This window comes from Streptomyces sp. NPDC057438, assembly GCF_042802995.1.
In the GTDB taxonomy this organism is placed as follows: Bacteria; Actinomycetota; Actinomycetes; order Streptomycetales; family Streptomycetaceae; genus Streptomyces.
Genome location: NZ_JBHVDD010000017.1, coordinates 13,235 through 32,362, shown reverse-complemented (window position 1 = coordinate 32,362; position 19,128 = coordinate 13,235). Strand labels below are relative to the sequence as shown.

Genomic DNA, 19,128 nt, shown 5'->3' with positions numbered 1-19,128 from the left:
CATGTGCGGCATCGCAGGTACGTACCGATGGCCCGACGGGAAGGACGTGACCGACCGGCTCACCGACGTCCTCGCCCACCGCGGTCCGGACGGGGCCGGCCGGTACAGCCACCCCGTCGGTGACGCCGAGGTGCACCTCGGGCACCGCCGGCTGGCCATCATCGACCTCTCCGAGACCGGGGCCCAGCCGATGGTCTCGGACGGCCTCGTCCTGACGTACAACGGAGAGCTGTACAACGCGCCCGAGCTGCGCGCGGAGCTGGCGGGGGCCGGGGTGCGCTTCCGCGGCACCTCCGACTCCGAGGTGCTGCTGGAGGCCTGGCGGCGATGGGGCACGGACTGTCTGCCCCGGCTGCGCGGGATGTTCGCGTTCGGGATCTTCGACGAGCGCACCGGTGATCTGGTGCTCGCCCGCGACCAGCTCGGCATCAAACCGCTGTTCCTGCTGCGGCGCGGCGAGGGGCTGGTGTTCGCCTCCGAGCTGAAGGCGCTGGCCGCCGTGACGGGCAGGTCGCTGGAGGTGGACCACGCGGCGCTGGTGGCCTCGCTGCTGTACTACTGGGTGCCGGACTCCCGGTGCGCGTTCCGTGAGGCGGAGAAGCTGCCGCCGGGGAGCTGGCTGCGGTGCCGGGCCGACGGCCGGGTGGAGCGCGGCCGGTTCTGGAACCTGCGGGACGTCGCAGCGGAAGGCAGGGAACGCGCCCTCGCCGGCGACCATCCGGACCTCGCGGCCGTCGTCGAGGAGTCGACCCGGCGCCATCTGCTGTCCGACGTCCCCGTGGCGACGTTCCTCTCCGGCGGGCTCGACTCCAGCTATCTGACGGCGCTGGCGGCCCGGGACCGGCCCGGGATCTCCGCCTACACGATCGGGTTCCGCGCCGAGGACGCCAGGTTCGAGGCGATGCCGGACGATCTGCGGTACGCCCGGCAGGTGGCCGAGCGGTTCGGCGTCGACCTGCACGAGATCGAGATCGCGCCGGACGTGCTCGACCTGCTGCCCCGGATGACGTACCACCTGGACGAGCCGATCGGCGACCCCGCCGCGATCAACACCTTCCTGATCTGTTCGGCCGCCCGGGAGGCCGGGGTCAAGGTGATGCTGTCGGGGATGGGTGCCGACGAGCTGTTCGCCGGGTACCGCAAGCACCTGGCCAATCTGCTGGCGCTGCGCTACCAGCGCGTCCCGCGGCCCCTGCGGCGCGGGCTGTCCGCGGCCGTGGACCGGCTGCCGGTGGCCTCGGCCCGCCGGGGGTACCGGTCGGTGCGCTTCGCCAAGCGGTTCCTCTCCTTCGCCGATCTGCCGGAGGAGACCGCGTTCCGGCGCAGCTACACCATGTACGACCAGGACGAGCTGCTCGGCCTGATCGATCCGGACCTGGCCGGGACGGTCGACGACGTGCTGACCGAGCACGCGGACGTCTACGAGGACAACGACCTCGACGACTTCGTCAACCGCATGTGCCTGGGCGACAGCCGGATGTTCCTGCCGGGCCTGAACCTCGCCTACACGGACCGCTCCAGCATGGCCGCGTCGACGGAGGTGCGGGTGCCGTACGTGGACGTCGAGGTGGTCAGGGCGGCGTTCGCCGTGCCCGGCGACCGCAAGATCGTCGGCCGGCAGGGCAAGGCCGTCCTGAAGGAGGCCGCCTGCTCGGTCCTGCCCCGGGAGATCGTGTACCGGCCCAAGGGCCTGTTCAGCGCCCCGCTGCGGGCCTGGATGAGCCGGGACCTGGCGCCGCTGGTGCGCGAGGTGGTCAACGACGGCGAACTCGTCCGGTCCGGATTCCTGCGCCGCGACGCGCTGCGACGGCTGGTCGCCGAGGACGCCGCCGGGCACCGGGACAACTCCAAGCATCTGTGGCATGTGCTGACCCTCGAGTACTGGTATCGCGGCGCGGTCTCCGGCTCCGGCCGGAGCGCGCCCTGACGGCGGAGAGACAAGAGGACTTCGGGTGAAACAGGTAGTGCAGAACTACAAGAGCGGCGAGCTGGCGCTGCTCGACGTGCCGGTGCCGGGGTGCAAGCCGGGCGGCGTGCTGGTGCGATCCGCCTACTCGCTGATCTCCACCGGCACCGAGCTGATGAAGGTGTCCGAGGCCGGCATGTCGATGGTGGGCAAGGCCCGTTCGCGCCCCGACCAGGTGGCCAAGGTCGTGCAGAGCGTGGCCACCAACGGGGTGGGCCCCACCTACCGCAAGGTGATGGGCAAGCTGGACTCCTACACGCCGCTGGGCTACTCGCTGTGCGGGGTGGTCGAGCAGGTCGGCGCCGGCATCGACGACGTGAAGGCCGGCGACCTCGTGGCCTGCGCCGGCAACGAGCACGCGCTGCACGCCGAGCTGAACTGGGTGCCGAAGAACCTCTACGCCCCGGTGCCGGACGGCCTCGCGGCCCGGCACGCGGCCTTCGGCACCGTCGGGTCGATCGCGATGCAGGGCGTCCGCCAGGGCGAGCCCCGGCTCGGCGAGGTGGCGCTGGTCATCGGTCTCGGGCTGATCGGTCAGCTGGTGGCGCAGCTGCTGACCGCCTCGGGCGTCCGGGTCGTCGGGGTCGACCCCGACCCGGCGCGCTGCGAGCTGGCCGAACGCCTGGGCGCCGCCGCCAGCGGCGACCCCGACTCCGCGGCCGTGGCGCACGCCGTCGCCGAACTCACCGACGGCCACGGCGTGGACCAGGTGTATCTGGCGGCCGGCGGCGGCAGCAACCAGCCCGTCGAACTGGCCGCCCGGCTGTGCCGGGACCGCGGCCGGGTCGTCGACATCGGCAAGTGCCGGCTGGACCTGCCGTGGAACGCGTACTACGAGAAGGAGCTGGACGTCCGGTTCTCCCGGTCGTACGGCCCCGGCCGCTACGACCCCGCGTACGAGCTGGAGGGGCGGGACTACCCGATCGGCTACGTGCGCTGGACCGAGCGCCGCAACCTGGCGTGCTTCCTCGATCTCCTCGCCCGCGGGCGGGTCGACGTGGAGCCCCTGATCTCCCACACGGCCCCCTTCGACGACGCCGTGGAGACGTACCGCGGCCTGCAGGACGGCGATCTGAAGGCCGTGGCGGTGCTGTTCCGGTACCCCGACCACGAGGAGGAGGCTCAGGAGGCCGAGGCCCCGGCGGTGGCCGTGCCCGCGGTGCGGCACGCCGGCGCGGGGACCACCGCCCCGGCCCGGGCGGCCGGGACGCCGGTGCGGCTGGCGTTCGTCGGCGCGGGGAACTACGCGACGTCGATGCTGCTGCCGCATCTGGCGGGCCGCGAGGGCGTCGAGCTGTCCACGGTCGTGACCACGACGGCGCTGTCCGCGGCGAACGCGCAGCGCAAGTTCGGTTTCGGGGCGGCGACCACCGATCTCGACGCCGTGCTCGGCGACCCGTCCGTGGACGCGGTGTTCGTGGTCACCCGGCACAGCTCGCACGCCGAACTGACCCGCAGGGCGCTGCTGGCCGGCAAGGCGGTGTTCGTGGAGAAGCCGCTGGCGCTCACCGAGGAGGAACTGGCGGGAGTGCTCGCGGCGGTGGAGGAGTCCGGCAACGACCGGCTGCAGGTGGGCTTCAACCGCCGGTTCGCGCCCCTGCTGCGGGAGGCTAAGCAGCGGTTCGGCGCCCGGACCGGTCCGGCGAGCCTGCGCTACCTGGTCAACGCGGGCCGTCTGGACCACGGCAGCTGGTACCTCCGGCAGGGCACCGAGGGCTCGCGGTTCGCCGGCGAGGGCGGGCACTTCGTCGACACGGCGAGCTGGCTGCTCGACTCCGACCCGGTCTCGGTGTACGCGACGGCCACGCCCGGCAACGAGGACCTGCAGGTCGTGCTGCGCTACCCGGACGGCTCCACCGCCACCATCAGCTATGTGACCACCGGCTCGTCCGGCTTCCCCAAGGAGACGCTGGACCTGATCGCGGACGGCAGGGTGCTCCGGCTCGACGACTTCGTCCGTGCCTCGGTGTACGACCGCAAGCGGTGGGTGAGTTCGCGGCTGCCCAAGGCCCGGGACAAGGGCCAGAACGCCGAACTGGCCGCGTTCGTCCGGGCTGTACGGACCGGCGGGCCGATGCCGGTGCCGCTGGAGTCGCTGGTCGCCACGACGGCGGCCACCCTCGCCGTACAGACCGGCCTGGCCGGCGGCGCGCCGGTGACGTTGGCGAGGCCACGGTGAGCATGAGCGCGGGCTGGTACCTTCGCCGGCTGTCCCGGATGGGGCCGCGGGAGGTCGCGGGCCGGGTGGGCGACACGGTGCGCAGGCGCCGGTGGCGGTCGGCGCCGCCCGGGGGCCCGGAGGTGATCGGCGCCCGGTTCACCGCCGTACTGCCCCCGGGGACCCTCGCCGAGGTGCCGCCGGACGCGACGAAGCGTCTGGTCGCCGAGGCGGACCGGCTGCTGGACGGACACGCCGAGTACTTCGGGGTGCCCCGCGACGACCTGGCCGACCCGGACTGGTGCCACGACCCGAGGACCGGGCGCCGGGCGCCCTGGGGCTACGCCTTCGACGTGCCGTACCGGGACGAGGACGCGGTCGGGGACATCAAGCAGATCTGGGAGCTGTCCCGGCACCAGTACCTCACCGTGCTCGCCGCCGCCTACGCGGTCACCGGGGACGAGCGGTACGCCGAGCGGGTGGCCGCGCATCTGCGGTCGTGGTGGTCGGCGAACACCCCGCTGCGCGGGGTGCACTGGACCAGCGGCATCGAGCTGGGCATCCGGCTGCTGTCCTGGGTGTGGGTGCGCCGGCTGCTCGACGGCTGGGCGGGCGCGGCCGAACTGTTCGAGGGCAACCCGGTGGCACGCCGGCAGATCTGGCACCACCAGCGCTGGCTGGCCGCCTTCCCCAGCCGGGGGTCGTCCGCGAACAACCATGTGATCGCCGAGGCGGCCGGGCAGTTCGCCGCGTCCTGCGCCTTCGACTGGTTCCCCGCCTCGGCGCGCTGGCGGGCCGAGGCGCTGCGGTCGCTGGAGCGGCAGCTGCGCGCCAACACCTTCCCCTCCGGCCTCAACCGGGAGCTGGCCACCGAGTACCACGGCCTGGTGCTGGAGCTGGGCCTGGCCGCGCTGGCCGAGGCGGACGCCGCGGGCGTGCCGGTGCCCGCGCCGGTCCGGCTGGTGCTGCTGCGGATGACCGACGCGCTCGCGGCCGTCGTGGACAACCGGCTGCGGCCGCCGCGCCAGGGGGACGCGGACGACGGGCACGGTCTGGTCGTCGACGGGGCGGGCACCGACCGCTGGGGCTCCCTGCTGGCCACCGGGGAGGCCGTGTTCGGCCGCCTGGACTGGTGGCCGGCGGTGACCGGCACCGATGTGCGCACCCCGCTGCTGGCCGCGCTGGTCCGGCCTCACCCGGCGAAGGGGGCACCGGCGGTGTCCCGCCCGGCGAGCCGGCCCGACCGTTTCGCCGACGCGGGGATGACGATCCTGCGGGGGCCGGAGGAGATCTGGTGCCGCTGTGACGGCGGCCCGCACGGGTTCCTCTCCATCGCCGCGCACGCGCACGCGGACGCGCTGTCCCTGGAGGTCCGGCACGACGGGGTCGACGTGCTCGCCGACCCGGGGACGTACTGCTACCACGGGCAGCCTCAGTGGCGGCGGTACTTCCGGTCGACCCTCGGCCACAACACCCTGGAGCTGGACGGGGCCGACCAGTCCCTCTCGGGTGGCCCGTTCCTGTGGACGCGGCAGGCCCGCACCCGCGTCCTGGTCTGCGACACGTCCGGGGAGGGCGTGGCCCGCTGGGGCGCCGAGCACGACGGTTACGCGCCCTCGGTGCACCGCCGCCGGGTGGAACTGACGGCCGCGGCCCGGGAACTGCGGATCGTCGACGAGGTCCGCGGCCGGCACGGCCCGCGCCGGGCCGTGCGGCTGGCGTTCCACCTCGGCCCGGCGATCGCCGCGGACCTGACGGGCCACCGTGCGGTGCTCACCTGGACCCGGGACGGCGAGGAGCGTTCGGCGGTGCTGGACCTGCCCGGGCAGCTGTCCTGGCGCGCGCACCGCGGCGAGAGCGACCCGCCGCTGGGCTGGTACTCGGCCGGCTTCGGTCGCAAGGAACCCGCCACCACGCTGATCGGCACGGGCTTCGCCGACGGCGTGGAGGGGTTCACCACCGTACTCGGGTTCCGCGGCTAGGGAGGACGCTTGGGGATCACGTGGCGGCACCGGGCACGGGCCGTGGCACCGCTGGTGCTGGCACTGCTGGCGGCGACCGGCTGCGAGGGCACGCCGGACGCGGGGCCGAAGCCGTCCACCGCGCCGCCCACGGCCGTGGCCGGGGTGTGCGCCGCGCGCGCGGCCGGGCCGTCGAAGGCGCCGGAGGGCGCGGTGACGGTCGACCCCGTCGTGCCCGGCGACCTGGCGGTGAAGACCGAGGAGAACCCGCCGGGCACCACGTTCTGGCTGCTCCCGGGCAAGCACCGGCTCGGACCGGACCGCTACGCCCAGGTCCTGCCCAAGGAGGGGGACAGCTACCTCGGTGCGCCGGGCGCGGTGCTCGACGGGCGGAAGACCAACCAGTACGCGTTCGGCGGCAGCGCCCGCGACGTCACGATCCGCCATCTGACCGTGCAGCGGTTCGTCGCGCCGCACGACGAGGGCGTGGTCAACCACGACTCGGCCGACGGCTGGGTCATCGAGCACACGACGGTCCAGAACAACTCCGGCGCGGGGCTGATGGCCGGGGCCCGCCAGCGGGTGCGCGGCAACTGCCTGCGCGACAACGGCCAGTACGGCATGAACGCCTACAAGGCCGACGGCCGTATCACCGGCCTGGTGGTCGAGGGCAACGAGATCACGGGCAACAACACGGACGACTGGGAGAAGCGGCGGCCGGGCTGCGGGTGCACCGGAGGCGTGAAGTTCTGGGCCGTCGACGGCGCCGACGTACGCGGCAACTGGGTGCACGACAACCGCGGGACCGGACTGTGGGCGGACACCAACAACAACGACTTCCGCATCGAGGGAAACCTGCTGGAGGCCAACGACGGTGCCGCGCTGATCTACGAGACCAGCTACAACGCGGTCATCCGGCAGAACAGGATCCGGCGGAACAACTGGGTCGAGGGCCGCGACTACGCCGGGCGCGGCGACAGCTTCCCGTTCGCGACCGTCTACATCTCGGAGTCCGGCGGCGAACCACGGGTCCCGGCCCGCACCGACAAGATCGAGATCTACCGGAACGTGCTGGAGAACAACTGGTCCGGCATCACCCTGTGGGAGAACGCGGACCGGTTCTGCAACAGCCCGGCGAACACCTCCTCGGGCGAGTGCACGCTCCTGGTGAAGGACATCGAACGCTGCGAGCGGCCGGCGATCGCCACCGCTCCGCTCTACGACGACTGCCGGTGGAAGACCCAGCGGGTGGACGTCCACGACAACCGCTTCACGCTGGACAAGGCCGTCCTCGACTGCACGGTGAAGTGCGACCGCATGGCGGTGCTGGCCAACTACGGCACCTATCCGGACTGGTCGCCCTACCGGGGCGAACGGGTGGCCGAGGCGATCACGCGCAAGCAGCACAACCGCTGGCACGACAACGTCTACCGGGGGCCGTGGAGGTTCGTCGTCCACGACCCGAGCCGGGTCCTGGACTTCGCCCAGTGGCAGGACACGCCGTACCGGCAGGACGCGGGCAGCAGGTACCGCGCCGGGAAGGGCGGTTGAGATGGCCACCGACCACACGCCGAAGAGGGCGGTTGAGATGGCCGCCGACCACACGCCGAAGATCGTCGGGACGGTCTGGGGGCTGCTGGTCCTCAACACCCTCGGCTCCGCCGGGGCGAAGACCATCGTCCCGCTGCCGCGCTCCCTCATCCAGATGGTCACCATGGGCGCGCTCGTCGCGGCGTTCGCGCTGGCGCTGGTGGTCAATCCCCGGCTGCGCGTGCGCCCCAACGCCTACCTGTTCCTGCTGACCCTGCTGCTGGTGCCGAGCGTGATCTCCAGCGCGGACCTGGAGTCCGGCTTCGGCGCGGTGTTCCGCTGCGCCCGGCTGGCGCTGTTCGTCAGCACCCTGTGGCTGCTCACCCGCTGGTGGGACGGCGAGCTGAGGTTCGTCCGGCTGCACATCCGGATGTACTACGTGGTCCTCGGCTCGGTGGCCCTCGGCGCTCTCGTCTCCCCGGGCGCGGCCCTGCCCGAGCTGTACGGCGGGCGGCTGGTCGGCGCGCTCTGGCCGCTCACCCCGCCGCAGATCGGACAGTACGCGGCGGTGATCATCGGGCTGTCCGTGCTGCTCCTGCTGGGCCGCCGGACGACCCGGGGCAGCGCGGCGCTGGTCATCGTGCCGTCCCTCGTCCTGCTCGCGCTGACCCACACCCGCACGGCGACGCTCGGAATGCTCATCGGGCTGGTGCTGGCGATCGGCTCGCTCTTCCTGACCAGCACCGCCGCCCGCCGGTTCTTCGCCTGGGTGGTGCTGTGCGCCGCCGTGGCCGCGGTGGGGTTCGGGCCGGCACTGCGGGCGTGGTTCCTGCGCGGGCAGAGCCAGGAGAACTTCACCAGCCTCACCGGCCGGGCCAAGGTCTGGGAGGCGCTGCTGGCGGCGCCCCGGACCACCTCGGAGTACCTGTTCGGCACAGGTCTCGGCGACAAGTCGTTCGGCGGACTGCCGATCGACAACAGCTGGCTGGCCGTCTTCAACGAGCAGGGCATGACCGGCGTGACGCTGGTGGCGGCGATCGTCGTCGTGCTGGGCGGCGTCGCGCTGCTGCGGCCGCCGTCGCTGTCGAGGGCCTGCGCGATCTTCCTGATCAGCTACTGCGGCATCGCCTCGTACACCGAGGCAGGACTGGGCGACGCCTCGCCGTACCTGCTGCATCTGGCGGTGGCCGCCTCGCTGTTGGCGGTGCCCGCCGAGCCCGGGGCCCCGCCGCCCCCCACTGTCCCCCGACGGCGCGTCACGCGTTGGGTCAGAAGATCGGAGGTGGCCTGAGCATGCACGTGCTCGTGGTGCACAACCGCTACGCGTCGGCGCAGCCGAGCGGCGAGAACAAGGTCGTCGACCAGGAGGTGGAGCTGCTGCGCGCGGCCGGCCACCGGGTCGAGGTGTTCGAGCGGCGCAGCGACGACATCGCCGCCCGGTCCCTGCCGGGCAAGGCCGCGATCCCGCTGCTGGTGCCGTGGAACCCGGCGGTCCGCAGGGAACTCGCCGCGCGGCTGCGCGCCGCACGGCCGGACGTGGTGCACGTCCACAACGTCTTCCCGCTGCTGTCGCCGGCGGTGCTGGCCGCCTGCGCGGACGCCGGCGTGCCCGCCGTCGCGACGCTGCACAACTACACCCAGGTGTGCCCGCCCGGCACGCTGCAGCGCGAGGGCCGGCCGTGCGCCGAGTGCGTGGGGTCCGCGCCGCTGCCCGCCGTCCGGCACGGCTGCTACCGGGGTTCGCGGCTGGCGACGGTGCCGCTCGCGGTCAGTCTCTCGGTGAACCGGCGGCGATGGTGGTCCGGTGTGGAGCGGTTCTTCTGCATCTCGGCGGCGCAGCGCGAGGTCCTGGTGCGCTCCGGCATGCCGGCCGAGCGGCTGGCGGTGAAGCACAACTTCGTGCCCGACCCGGGCCCGCGCCGGGAGGGTGACGGCGAGCACCTGCTGTACCTGGGCCGGCTCGCGGAGGCCAAGGGGATACGGCTGCTCATGGCCGCCTGGGACGAGCTGGCCGACGGCGGCGGGGTGGGCGTACCGCTCGTGATCGCCGGGGCGGGGCCGCTGGAGCGGGAGGTGACCGCCTGGGCGGCGGGTCGCGACGACGTGCGGTACGCCGGGCTGTACGACACGGCGCAGGTCCGCGAGGCCGTCGCGCGGTCGGTCGCCGTGGTGGCTCCCTCGACGTGGCTGGAGGCGTTCGGCCTGGTGGTCGTGGAGGCGATGGCGGCGGGGGTCCCGGCCGTCGCCGCCGGTCACGGCGCCTTCGTCGAACTCGTCGAGGACGGGGTGACCGGGCTGCTGCACCGGCCGGGCGAGTCCGCCTCGCTCGCGTCGTGTCTGCGCGGGATCACGGCCGATCCGGCCCTGGGCCGGGAGATGGGCCGGGCGGCCCGGGGCCGCTACGAGCGGGACTTCAGCCCGGAGGTCGGGCTGGAGCACCTGGTGGAGGGGTACCGCGCCGCGATCGCGGGGCGGACGGAATCATTGGGGGGCAGTAGATGACCGGATGCCGACTCTGCGGCTCGACGGCGCTGGAGAGCGTCGTCGACCTGGGAGCGACGCCGCCGTGCGAGAGCTTTCTCGCCGCGGACCGACTGGACCTGCCGGAGCCGGCGTACCCGCTGCACCTGCGGGTCTGCACGGACTGCTGGCTGGCGCAGATCCCTCCGCTGATCACGCCGGAGGACACGTTCGAGGAGTACGCCTACTTCTCCTCCTTCTCGACCTCCTGGGTGGAGCACGCGCGCACGTTCGTCGGCGACGCCGTGGAGCGGGCGGGCCTCGGCCCCGACGCCTTCGTGGTCGAGGTGGCGAGCAACGACGGGTACCTGCTGAGGCATGTGGTGGACCGGGGGATCCGCTGCCTGGGCGTCGAGCCGTCGGTGAACGTCGGGGCGGCGGCGCGGGAGGCGGGGGTGCCCACGCTCACGGCGTTCCTGTCCCCGGAGACCGGTTCGGCGGTCCGGGCGGAGCACGGCCCGGCGGACCTGGTGGTGGCCAACAACGTGTACGCGCACATCCCCGACGTGGTCGGCTTCACCCGGGGGCTGCGGGCCCTGGTCGCCGACGACGGCTGGGTCTCGATCGAGGTGCAGCACCTGCTGACCCTGATCGAGGAGAACCAGTACGACACGATCTACCACGAGCACTTCCAGTACTACACGGTCGCCTCCGCGATCCGGGCACTGGCGAGCGGTGGACTGACGCTCGTGGACGTCGAGCTGCTGCCCACGCACGGCGGCTCGATCCGGCTGTGGGCCCGCCCGGCCGAGGTGGCCGGCGAGCCCACCGCGCGGGTGGCCGACGTGCTGGCCCGGGAGAAGGCCGCCGGGCTGCAGGAGCTGTCCGGGTACACCGAGTTCTCCGCCCGGGTGGCCAAGGTCCGCAGGGACCTGCTGCGGTTCCTCATCGACGCCGCAGAGCGCGGCGAGACGGTCGTCGGCTACGGCGCCCCGGGCAAGGGCAACACCCTGCTCAACCACTGCGGCATCCGGCCCGACCTGCTGGCGTACACCGTGGACCGCAACCCCTACAAGCACGGCAGGTTCACCCCGGGCACCCGCATCCCGATCCTGCCGCCCGAGCGGATCGCCGCCGACAGGCCCGACTACGTGCTCGTCCTGCCGTGGAACCTGCGGACCGAGCTGGTCGAGCAGTTGGCGTACGTGCACGAGTGGGGCGGCCGCCTGGTCTTCCCGATACCGGAACTGAGCATTGTCGAGGTCGAGGCATGAAGGTCGTCCTGTTCTGCGGCGGTTACGGCATGCGGATGCGCAACGGAACCTCCGACGACGTGCCCAAGCCGATGGCGATGGTCGGCCCGCGCCCGCTGATCTGGCACGTCATGCGCTACTACGCGCACTTCGGGCACAAGGAGTTCATCCTCTGCCTCGGGTACGGCGCCCACCACATCAAGAACTTCTTCCTCACCTACGAGGAGACGACGTCCAACGACTTCGTGCTGCGGGGTGGTCGGACCGAGCTGCTGTCCACCGACATCGCCGACTGGACGATCACGTTCGCGCAGACCGGCGTCGAGTCGCCGATCGGGGAGCGGCTGCGCCGGGTGCGGCACCACCTGGACGGCGACGAGATGTTCCTCGCCAACTACGCGGACGTCCTCACCGACGCCCCGCTGCCGGAGATGATCGACTCCTTCGCCCGGCGTGACGCCGGCGCGTCGATGATGGTGGTGCCGCCGCAGTCCTCGTTCCACTGCGTGGACCTGGGCGAGGACGGGCTGGTGGGGGGCATCACCGCGGTGAGCGACATGCCGCTGTGGGAGAACGGCGGCTATTTCGTGCTCCGCCAGGAGGTCTTCGACCACATCCCGGAGGGCGGTGACCTGGTCGCCGACGGATGCGCGCGGCTGGCCAAGGAGGGCCGGCTGGTGGCGCACCAGCACCGCGGCTTCTGGAAGCCGACCGACACCGTCAAGGAGCGGGCCGCGCTCGACGAGGCCTACGCCCGCGGCGACCGCCCGTGGGCCGTGTGGGAACGGGACACCACCGGGGTGGGCGCGTGATCCGGCTCGGCGCCGGACGCCCCGACCGGGTCGTCGCGGTGGGCGCGCACTGCGACGACATCGCCATCGGCGCCGGCGGCACGCTGCTGACGCTGTGCCAGGCACGGCCGGGCCTGCGGGTCGACGCGCTGGTGCTCACCGGCGGCGGAACCGACCGGGAGCAGGAGGAGCGGGCCGCGCTCGCCGCCTTCTGCCCGGGCGCCGACCTGCGGCTGACCGTGGGCAAGCTGCCGGACGGCCGGCTGCCCGCGCACTGGGAGGAGGCCAAGTCCGCGGTCGAGGAGCTGCGTGCGGCGACGGACCCGGACCTCGTGCTGGCCCCGCGCACCGACGACGCCCACCAGGACCACCGCGGCCTGGCGCGGCTGATCCCCACCGCGTTCCGCGACCACCTCGTGCTCGGCTACGAGATCGTCAAGTGGGACGGCGACCTCGGCCGTACGGCGGCGTACCAGCCGCTGGCCGCGGAGACCGCCGAACAGAAGGTGCGGCTGCTGCAGGAGCACTACCCCTCGCAGCGCCACCGGCCCTGGTACGACCGGGAGGCCTTCCTGGGCCTCGCGCGGATCCGCGGCATCGAATGCCACGAGCGCTACGCCGAGGCGTTCGCGGTCACCAAACTCACGCTCAACCTGGGGGGTTGAACCATGCGCGTACTCCTGACCGGACACCAGGGTTACCTGGGCACCGTGATGGCCCCGGTCCTCGCCGAGGCCGGGCACGAGGTCGTCGGCCTCGACGCCGGGCTGTTCGCCGACTGCGTGCTGGGCCCGACGCCCGCCGACCCGCCGGGGCATCGGGTGGACCTGCGCGACCTCACGGCCGAGCACGTGGGCGGGGTGGACGCCGTGATCCATCTGGCCGCCCTGTCCAACGACCCGCTGGGCTCGCTGGCGCCGCAGCTCACCTACGACATCAACCACCACGCGTCCGTGCGGCTGGCCCGGCTGGCCCGCGACGCCGGGGTCCGGCGCTTCCTGTACGCGTCGACCTGCTCGGTGTACGGCGCCGCCGGCGGTGACGAGCTGGTGGCCGAGGACGCCCCGCTGCGCCCGGTCACGCCGTACGCGGAGTCCAAGGTGCGGGTGGAGGACGACCTGCACGCGCTGGCCGACGGGGACTTCAGCCCGGTGTACATGCGCAACGCCACCGCCTTCGGCCACTCCCCCCGGCTGCGCGCCGACATCGTGCTGAACAACCTGGTGGGCCACGCGCTGCTGTCCGGCGAGGTGCTGGTGCTCTCCGACGGCACTCCCTGGCGCCCGCTGGTGCACGCCGCCGACATCGCGCGGGCCTTCACGGCCGCGCTGGAGGCGCCGCGCGAGGCGGTGCACGACCGAGCGTTCAACATCGGCAGCGAGGCCAACAACGTCACGGTCGCCGAGATCGCCGAGCAGGTCGCCGAGGCGGTGTCCGGCGCGAAGGTGGTGATCACCGGGGAGAACGGCGCCGATCCCCGGTCCTACCGGGTGGACTTCTCCCGGTTCCGGGCCGCGGTCCCCGGCTTCGACTGCGAGTGGTCGGTGAAGCGGGGCGCGCTCGAACTCGCCGACGCCTACCGGACGTTCGGGCTCACCAAGGAGGACTTCGAGCGGCGCTTCACCCGGCTGGCCGTGCTGCGGGCGGCGTCCGATGCCGGCACCGTCGACGACACCCTGCGGTGGCGCGGATGACCGTCGGCGAGGAGATGCACGCGCTGGTCGAGCGGTTGTACCCGCTGTGCCGGAGCATCACCGGCGACGGGGTGCGCGCCACCCTGGACATCGTCGGCGAGTACATCCCGCTCCAGGTGCACGAGGTGCCGACCGGGACCCAGGTGCTCGACTGGACGGTGCCGCAGGAGTGGAACATCCGGGACGCCTACGTCGCCGACGCCTCCGGCAGGCGGGTCGTCGACTTCAACGCCTCCAGCCTGCACGTGCTGGGCTACAGCGTGCCGGTGTCGGCGACCCTGCCGCTCACCGAGCTGCGCGAGCACCTGTACACGCTGCCGGAGCAGCCGAGCCTGGTGCCGTACCGCACCAGCTACTACGAGCCGCAGTGGGGCTTCTGTCTCTCCCAGGACACCCTGGACGCGCTGCCGGACGGCCCGTACGAGGTGCGGGTGGACTCCACGCTCGCCGACGGCCACCTCACCTACGCCGAGCACGTGGTCCCCGGCCAGGTCGCCGACGAGGTGATCGTCTCGTGCCACGTCTGCCACCCGTCGCTGGCCAACGACAACCTGGCGGGCGTCGCGGTGGCGACCTTCCTGGCCCGGGCACTGGCGGAGCGGACACCCCACTTCACCTACCGGTTCGTCTTCGCGCCGGGCACCATCGGGGCGATCACCTGGCTGGCCCGCAACGCCGAACGGATCGAACGGGTCAAGCACGGCCTGGTGCTGGCCTGCGCCGGCGACCGGGGCGAGGTGACGTACAAGCAGAGCCGACGCGGCGACGCGGAGATCGACCGGGTGATGCGGCACGTGCTGAACGCCTCCGGGCGCCCGCACCGCGTCACCGAGTTCACCCCGTACGGCTACGACGAGCGCCAGTACTGCTCACCGGGGTTCGATCTCGGTGTCGGCTCGCTCAGCCGGACCCCGTACGCGGGCTACCCGGAGTACCACACCTCGGCGGACAATCCGGACTTCGTCACCCCGGAGGCGATGACGGACACCCTGGACCTGTGCCGGGAGGCGTTCGCCGTGCTCGACGGCAACCGGCGGTACGTCAACCTCAGCCCCTACGGCGAACCGCAGCTGGGCCGGCGCGGCCTGTACGACTCGCTCGGCGGCCGCAGCGACGCCAAAGAGGCCCAGATGGCCATGTTGTGGGTGCTCAGCCTCTCCGACGGCGAGCACTCCCTGCTGGACGTCGCCGAGCGGTCCGGGCTGCCCTTCGACACCGTCGCCGTCGCGGCCGGTGCCCTGCACGGTGCCGGACTGATCAAGGCATGACGCCGATGACCACCGGGGAGGAGAAGGCGACGGCACGGGCGCGGCCCGCCCGGCGGGCCCTGCTCGGCCGGCTGTCCTGGGGACTGGCCGACCAGGCGGCCTCCAGCATGACCAACTTCGCGGTGGGGATCTATGTCGCCCGCTCGCTCGGGCTCACCGCGTTCGGCGCGTTCAGCCTGGCCTGGGTGACCTACGGCGTGGTGCTCAGCGTCTCCCGGGGGCTGGCCACCGACCCGCTCGTGGTGCGCTTCAGCGGTGTGCCGGACGCCGCCTGGCGGGGGGCGGTGGCCCGTTCGTCGGGCACCGCGCTCGGCGTCGGCTGCGTCATCGGCGCGGCCTGCCTGCTGGTCGGACCGGCCGCCGGCGGCCACGTGGGGCCCGCCTTCGCCTGCCTCGGCGTCATGCTGCCGGGGCTGCTGCTGCAGGACGCCTGGCGGTACTCGTTCTTCGCCGCCGGCGCCGGGCGGAAGGCGTTCGTCAACGACGTGGTGTGGGGCGTCGCGCTCGTCCCGGCCATGGTCGTGGCGGCCCGTGTCGGCACGGTCGCCGCGTTCGTGCTGGCCTGGGGCGCGTCCGCCGCGGTCGCCGCGGTGTACGGCTGCTTCCAGTCCGGCATCCGCCCCCGGCCGGCCGGAGCGCGCGCCTGGCTCCGCGACCACCGCGACCTCGGCTACCGCTACCTGGTCGAGAACACCTCCCTCAGCGGCGCGGCCCAGCTGCGGGCGTACGGGCTCGGCGCGATCGTCGGGGTCGGCGCGGTGGGCGTGGTCCGGGGCGCCGAGCTGCTGCTCGGCCCCTTCCTCGCCGTGCTGATGGGGCTGTCGCTGGTCACCGTCGCGGAGGCGGCCCGGGTGCTGCGGCGGGCCCCGCACCGGCTCGGCAGGTTCTGCCTCCTGCTCGGCGGCGCGCAGGCCGTCGCCGCGCTGGTCTGGGGCGCGGCGCTGCTGCTGGTGCCGGACCACTACGGCGAACTCGTGCTCGGCGGCGTCTGGCAGGCCGCCTCGGAGCTGATCGTGCCGGCCACGCTCGGTGTCGCGGGCGCCGGTCTCGGCACCGGTGCGGCGGCCGGCCTGCGCGCGCTCGGCGCGGCCCGCCGCAGCCTGCGCTGCCAGCTGTTCGCCTCCGCCTGCTACGTCGGCGGCGGACTCGGCGGGGCCGCCGCGGCCGGCACGGTCGGCTCGGCCTGGGGCGTCGCCGCCGCGACCCTCGCCGGCTCCGCCGTGTGGTGGCTGCAGCTGCGCTCCGCCCTGCGCGAGCGCCACCAGGACTCCATCCGCGAAGTGAGGACGCCATGACCGCCCAACCCCGGCTGAGCATCGGCCTGCCCGTCTACAACGGCGAGGAGTACCTCGCCGAGTCGTTCGACGCCCTGCTCGGCCAGACCTACGAGGACTTCGAGCTGGTCGTCTCGGACAACGCCTCGACCGACGGGACCGAGGACATCTGCCGCCGGTACGCGGCGAAGGACTCCCGCATCCGGTACATCCGACTGCCCCGCAACATCGGCGCCGCGCCCAACCACAACTACGTGTTCACCGAGTGCCGCGGCGAGCTGTTCAAGTGGGCCTCGCACGACGACCTGTACGCCCGGGACCTGCTGCTGCGCTGCGTCGAGGCCCTGGACGAACGGCCGGACGTGGTCCTCGCGCACAGCGGCCAGGCGGTCATCGACGGCGACGGCAAGGTGAAGGTCCCCTACGCGTACGGGCTCGCCACCGACTCGCCGCACGCGCCGGAACGCTTCCGCAGCCTGCTGTTCGAGCCCGGCGGCGACGACTTCTACGGGGTGATGCGGGCCGACATGCTGCGCCGGGTGAAGCCGCACGACAGCTACCACCACGCGGACCGCACGTTCGTCGCCGAGATCACCCTGCACGGGCCCTTCCACCAGGTGCCCGAGCTGCTGTACTTCCGCCGCGACCACCCCACCCGCGCCGAGCGGGCGAACCCCTCCAAGCGCTCCCGGTGCGTCAACCTGGACCCGCGCCGGGCGGGCCCGCTGCACCCGACGCCCCGGCTGCTCGCCGAGTACGTCTGGGGCTTCGTCTCGGCGATCCGCCGGGCGCCGCTGTCCCCGGCCGACCGGCGCGCGTGCCACCGCCACCTGGCCGCGTGGATGACCAGCAGGGTCCGGCCGGGCGCCGGCGAGAGGGTCGAGGACCGCGCCCCGGTGGACCCGGCCCGGTACGACGTCTCCGTGGACGCCCTCGTCGCCGGCCGCGAAGGCAGGCAGGCATGAGGTCCGCGGGCGAACCCCCCGTGCGCGTAGGGGTGTTCGGGCTGCTCGGCTCCGGCAACCTCGGCAACGACGGGTCGCTGGAGGCGGTGCTCGGCCGGCTCCGCGCCGAACGCCCGGAGGCGGTCGTGGACGCGCTGTGCGGCGGGCCCGAGGCCGTCACGGCCCGGTACGGCATCCCCGCGACGCGGCTGCACTGGTACCGCGGGGAGTACCGGACCGCCTCCCGCGCGGGCGCGATCGCGGGCAAGGGCCTGGGAAAGCTCGTCGACGCCTTCCGCACCGCCGCCTGGGTGCGCCGGCACGACGTGGTGATCGTGCCGGGCATGGGCGTCCTGGAGGCCACGCTGCCGCTGCGGCCGTGGGGTTTCCCGTACGCGCTGTTCCTGCTCTGCGCAAGCGGCCGGCTGACCGGGACCCGGGTCGCGCTGGTCGGTGTCGGGGCAGGACCGATCGGCAACCGGGCGACCCGCACCCTGGTGCGCTGGTCCGCGCGGCTGGCCGCCCACCGGTCGTACCGGGACGAGCTGTCCCGTGACGCGATGCGGGCGATGGGCGTGGACACCGCGCGCGACGCGGTCCACCCGGACCTCGCCTTCGCCCTGCCGGCGCCGAGCTCGCCCGGCGGTCCGCCGGGCCGGGTGTGCGTCGGTGTCATGGACTTCCACGGCGGCGACGACGACCGCGACCGGGCCGAGGAGATCCACCGGCGCTACCTCGACGGGACGACCCGCTTCGTCCGCGCACTGGCCGAGGAGGGCAGGTCCGTCCGGCTGCTCACGGGCGACGCGTGCGACGCGCCGGTGGTCGCCGCGATCCTCGACGCGGTGGACTCGCCGCTGGTCACCGCCGCCGGGGCGACCTCGCTGGCCGACCTGATGAGGGAGACGGCCGCCGCCGACACCGTGGTGGCGACCCGCTACCACAACCTGGTCTGCGCGCTGCGGTCCGGCACCCCGACGCTCGCCCTCTCCTACGCGGCCAAGAGCGAGGCGCTGATGGCGCTGATGGGCCTGGACGCGTACTGCCACCCGGCCCGCGAGGTCGACGCCGACCGCCTGCTCGAACAGTTCCGGGAGCTGGAGAAGAACGCGACGGACACCCGGCGGACCCTCGCCGAGCGGAATCTGGCCGTCACCCGGCAGCTCGACGAGCAGTTCACGGCCCTGGCGAGGGCCCTGTTCCCGGCGGCCGACCGCACCCACACCCCCTCCCCCACGCCCACGCCCACGCCCACGCATCCTCGGCAGGAGACGCCATGAAAGCGACGGAAGTCCCGGAGATCTCCGGCGCGTACCTCTTCGAGCCGACCCCGTACGCCGACGAACGCGGCTTCTTCTGCCGCACCTTCGACGCCGACGTGGTCCGCTCGGTGGGCCTGGACCCGGACGCCTTCCTCCAGGACAGCCTGTCCCGCTCGGTGGGCGGCGTGGTGCGCGGCCTGCACCTGCGCTCCGGCGCCGGCGAGGCCAAGCTGGTGCGGTGCTCGTACGGGAGGATCTTCGACGTCGTCGTGGACCTGCGGCCGGGCTCGCCGACCTATCTGGGCCGGGCCTTCTTCGAACTGTCGGGCGAGACACAGACGACTCTCTACATCCCGGCGGGCTGCGCGCACGGCTTCCAGGCCCTGACCCCGACCGCCGACACCTCGTACCGGATCGACCGCCCGCACGATCCGTCCGAGGACGTGACGATCGCCTTCGACGACCCCGACCTCGCCATTCCCTGGCCGCTCCCGGTCACGTCGATGTCCGATCGGGACCGGAGGGCGCCCGGCCTGGCCGAGGTCCTGAAGCACAGGGAGAGCTGAC

The 19,128-nt window shown here is 73.3% G+C and carries 15 protein-coding genes; all 15 read left to right on the top strand.

Annotated elements, in window-relative coordinates:
• Position 1 precedes the first annotated feature (1 nt).
• From asnB to ACFU5F_RS12600, 15 genes are read left to right on the top strand one after another with little or no spacing between them, the layout of a single operon-like run.
• Positions 2 to 1,927 carry an asparagine synthase (glutamine-hydrolyzing) gene (asnB, locus tag ACFU5F_RS12670; RefSeq protein ID WP_383885888.1) on the top strand — a complete coding sequence of 642 codons (1,926 nt, stop codon included), beginning with the start codon at positions 2 to 4 and terminating at the stop codon, positions 1,925 to 1,927.
• 25 nt (positions 1,928 to 1,952) lie between these two features.
• A complete protein-coding gene (locus ACFU5F_RS12665) occupies positions 1,953 to 4,145 on the top strand; it encodes a bi-domain-containing oxidoreductase (RefSeq protein WP_383885885.1) in 2,193 nt (730 codons plus the stop codon).
• Positions 4,142 to 6,106 (top strand): alginate lyase family protein, encoded by a 1,965-nt coding sequence (locus ACFU5F_RS12660; protein ID WP_383885882.1) that lies wholly within the window; start codon positions 4,142 to 4,144, stop codon positions 6,104 to 6,106. Before ACFU5F_RS12665 ends, ACFU5F_RS12660 begins: the two co-directional genes overlap by 4 nt.
• 9 nt (positions 6,107 to 6,115) lie before the next feature.
• A complete protein-coding gene (locus ACFU5F_RS12655; RefSeq protein WP_383885879.1) occupies positions 6,116 to 7,636 on the top strand; it encodes a right-handed parallel beta-helix repeat-containing protein in 1,521 nt (506 codons plus the stop codon).
• 37 nt (positions 7,637 to 7,673) lie between these two features.
• Positions 7,674 to 8,906: an O-antigen ligase domain-containing protein gene (locus tag ACFU5F_RS12650; protein WP_383886074.1), complete on the top strand. Its 1,233-nt coding sequence runs from the start codon at positions 7,674 to 7,676 to the stop codon at positions 8,904 to 8,906.
• Positions 8,907 to 8,908: 2 nt separating this feature from the next.
• Positions 8,909 to 10,117, top strand: a complete 1,209-nt coding sequence (locus ACFU5F_RS12645) for a glycosyltransferase (RefSeq protein ID WP_383885876.1) — start codon at positions 8,909 to 8,911, stop codon at positions 10,115 to 10,117.
• On the top strand, positions 10,114 to 11,349 hold the full coding sequence (locus tag ACFU5F_RS12640) for a class I SAM-dependent methyltransferase (RefSeq protein ID WP_383885873.1): 1,236 nt from the start codon (positions 10,114 to 10,116) through the stop codon (positions 11,347 to 11,349). Before ACFU5F_RS12645 ends, ACFU5F_RS12640 begins: the two co-directional genes overlap by 4 nt.
• Entirely contained in the window at positions 11,346 to 12,140 is a 795-nt protein-coding gene (locus tag ACFU5F_RS12635) for a glucose-1-phosphate cytidylyltransferase (RefSeq protein ID WP_383885869.1), read from the top strand. The genes ACFU5F_RS12640 and ACFU5F_RS12635 overlap by 4 nt, the downstream gene beginning before the upstream one ends.
• Positions 12,137 to 12,784, top strand: a complete 648-nt coding sequence (locus ACFU5F_RS12630; protein ID WP_383885866.1) for a PIG-L deacetylase family protein — start codon at positions 12,137 to 12,139, stop codon at positions 12,782 to 12,784. Before ACFU5F_RS12635 ends, ACFU5F_RS12630 begins: the two co-directional genes overlap by 4 nt.
• Positions 12,785 to 12,787: 3 nt before the next feature.
• Positions 12,788 to 13,813, top strand: a complete 1,026-nt coding sequence (locus ACFU5F_RS12625) for an NAD-dependent epimerase/dehydratase family protein (RefSeq protein ID WP_383885863.1) — start codon at positions 12,788 to 12,790, stop codon at positions 13,811 to 13,813.
• The gene (locus ACFU5F_RS12620; RefSeq protein ID WP_383885860.1) at positions 13,810 to 15,081 is read left to right on the top strand and encodes a DUF4910 domain-containing protein; all 1,272 of its coding nucleotides are present in this window, start codon (positions 13,810 to 13,812) and stop codon (positions 15,079 to 15,081) included. Before ACFU5F_RS12625 ends, ACFU5F_RS12620 begins: the two co-directional genes overlap by 4 nt.
• 5 nt (positions 15,082 to 15,086) lie before the next feature.
• Complete coding sequence (locus tag ACFU5F_RS12615) at positions 15,087 to 16,376, top strand: hypothetical protein (protein WP_383886071.1); 1,290 nt, start codon at positions 15,087 to 15,089, stop codon at positions 16,374 to 16,376.
• Positions 16,373 to 17,320, top strand: coding sequence for a glycosyltransferase family 2 protein (locus tag ACFU5F_RS12610; RefSeq protein WP_383885857.1), 948 nt, complete (start codon positions 16,373 to 16,375; stop codon positions 17,318 to 17,320). Before ACFU5F_RS12615 ends, ACFU5F_RS12610 begins: the two co-directional genes overlap by 4 nt.
• Positions 17,317 to 18,579, top strand: coding sequence for a polysaccharide pyruvyl transferase family protein (locus tag ACFU5F_RS12605; protein ID WP_383885854.1), 1,263 nt, complete (start codon positions 17,317 to 17,319; stop codon positions 18,577 to 18,579). Before ACFU5F_RS12610 ends, ACFU5F_RS12605 begins: the two co-directional genes overlap by 4 nt.
• The gene (locus ACFU5F_RS12600) at positions 18,576 to 19,127 is read left to right on the top strand and encodes a dTDP-4-dehydrorhamnose 3,5-epimerase family protein (protein ID WP_383885851.1); all 552 of its coding nucleotides are present in this window, start codon (positions 18,576 to 18,578) and stop codon (positions 19,125 to 19,127) included. Before ACFU5F_RS12605 ends, ACFU5F_RS12600 begins: the two co-directional genes overlap by 4 nt.
• Position 19,128: the final 1 nt, after the last annotated feature.

Excerpts from the sequence above, each read along its gene's own strand:
- ACFU5F_RS12645 (WP_383885876.1), top strand. The coding sequence starts at position 8,909 with ATGCACGTGCTCGTGGTGCACAACCGCTACGCGTCGGCGCAGCCGAGC.
- ACFU5F_RS12605 (WP_383885854.1), top strand. The coding sequence starts at position 17,317 with ATGAGGTCCGCGGGCGAACCCCCCGTGCGCGTAGGGGTGTTCGGGCTG.
- ACFU5F_RS12600 (WP_383885851.1), top strand. The coding sequence starts at position 18,576 with ATGAAAGCGACGGAAGTCCCGGAGATCTCCGGCGCGTACCTCTTCGAG.
- ACFU5F_RS12635 (WP_383885869.1), top strand. The coding sequence starts at position 11,346 with ATGAAGGTCGTCCTGTTCTGCGGCGGTTACGGCATGCGGATGCGCAAC.
- ACFU5F_RS12650 (WP_383886074.1), top strand. The coding sequence starts at position 7,674 with ATGGCCGCCGACCACACGCCGAAGATCGTCGGGACGGTCTGGGGGCTG.
- asnB (WP_383885888.1), top strand. The coding sequence starts at position 2 with ATGTGCGGCATCGCAGGTACGTACCGATGGCCCGACGGGAAGGACGTG.
- ACFU5F_RS12625 (WP_383885863.1), top strand. The coding sequence starts at position 12,788 with ATGCGCGTACTCCTGACCGGACACCAGGGTTACCTGGGCACCGTGATG.
- ACFU5F_RS12615 (WP_383886071.1), top strand. The coding sequence starts at position 15,087 with ATGACCACCGGGGAGGAGAAGGCGACGGCACGGGCGCGGCCCGCCCGG.
- ACFU5F_RS12640 (WP_383885873.1), top strand. The coding sequence starts at position 10,114 with ATGACCGGATGCCGACTCTGCGGCTCGACGGCGCTGGAGAGCGTCGTC.
- ACFU5F_RS12610 (WP_383885857.1), top strand. The coding sequence starts at position 16,373 with ATGACCGCCCAACCCCGGCTGAGCATCGGCCTGCCCGTCTACAACGGC.
- ACFU5F_RS12620 (WP_383885860.1), top strand. The coding sequence starts at position 13,810 with ATGACCGTCGGCGAGGAGATGCACGCGCTGGTCGAGCGGTTGTACCCG.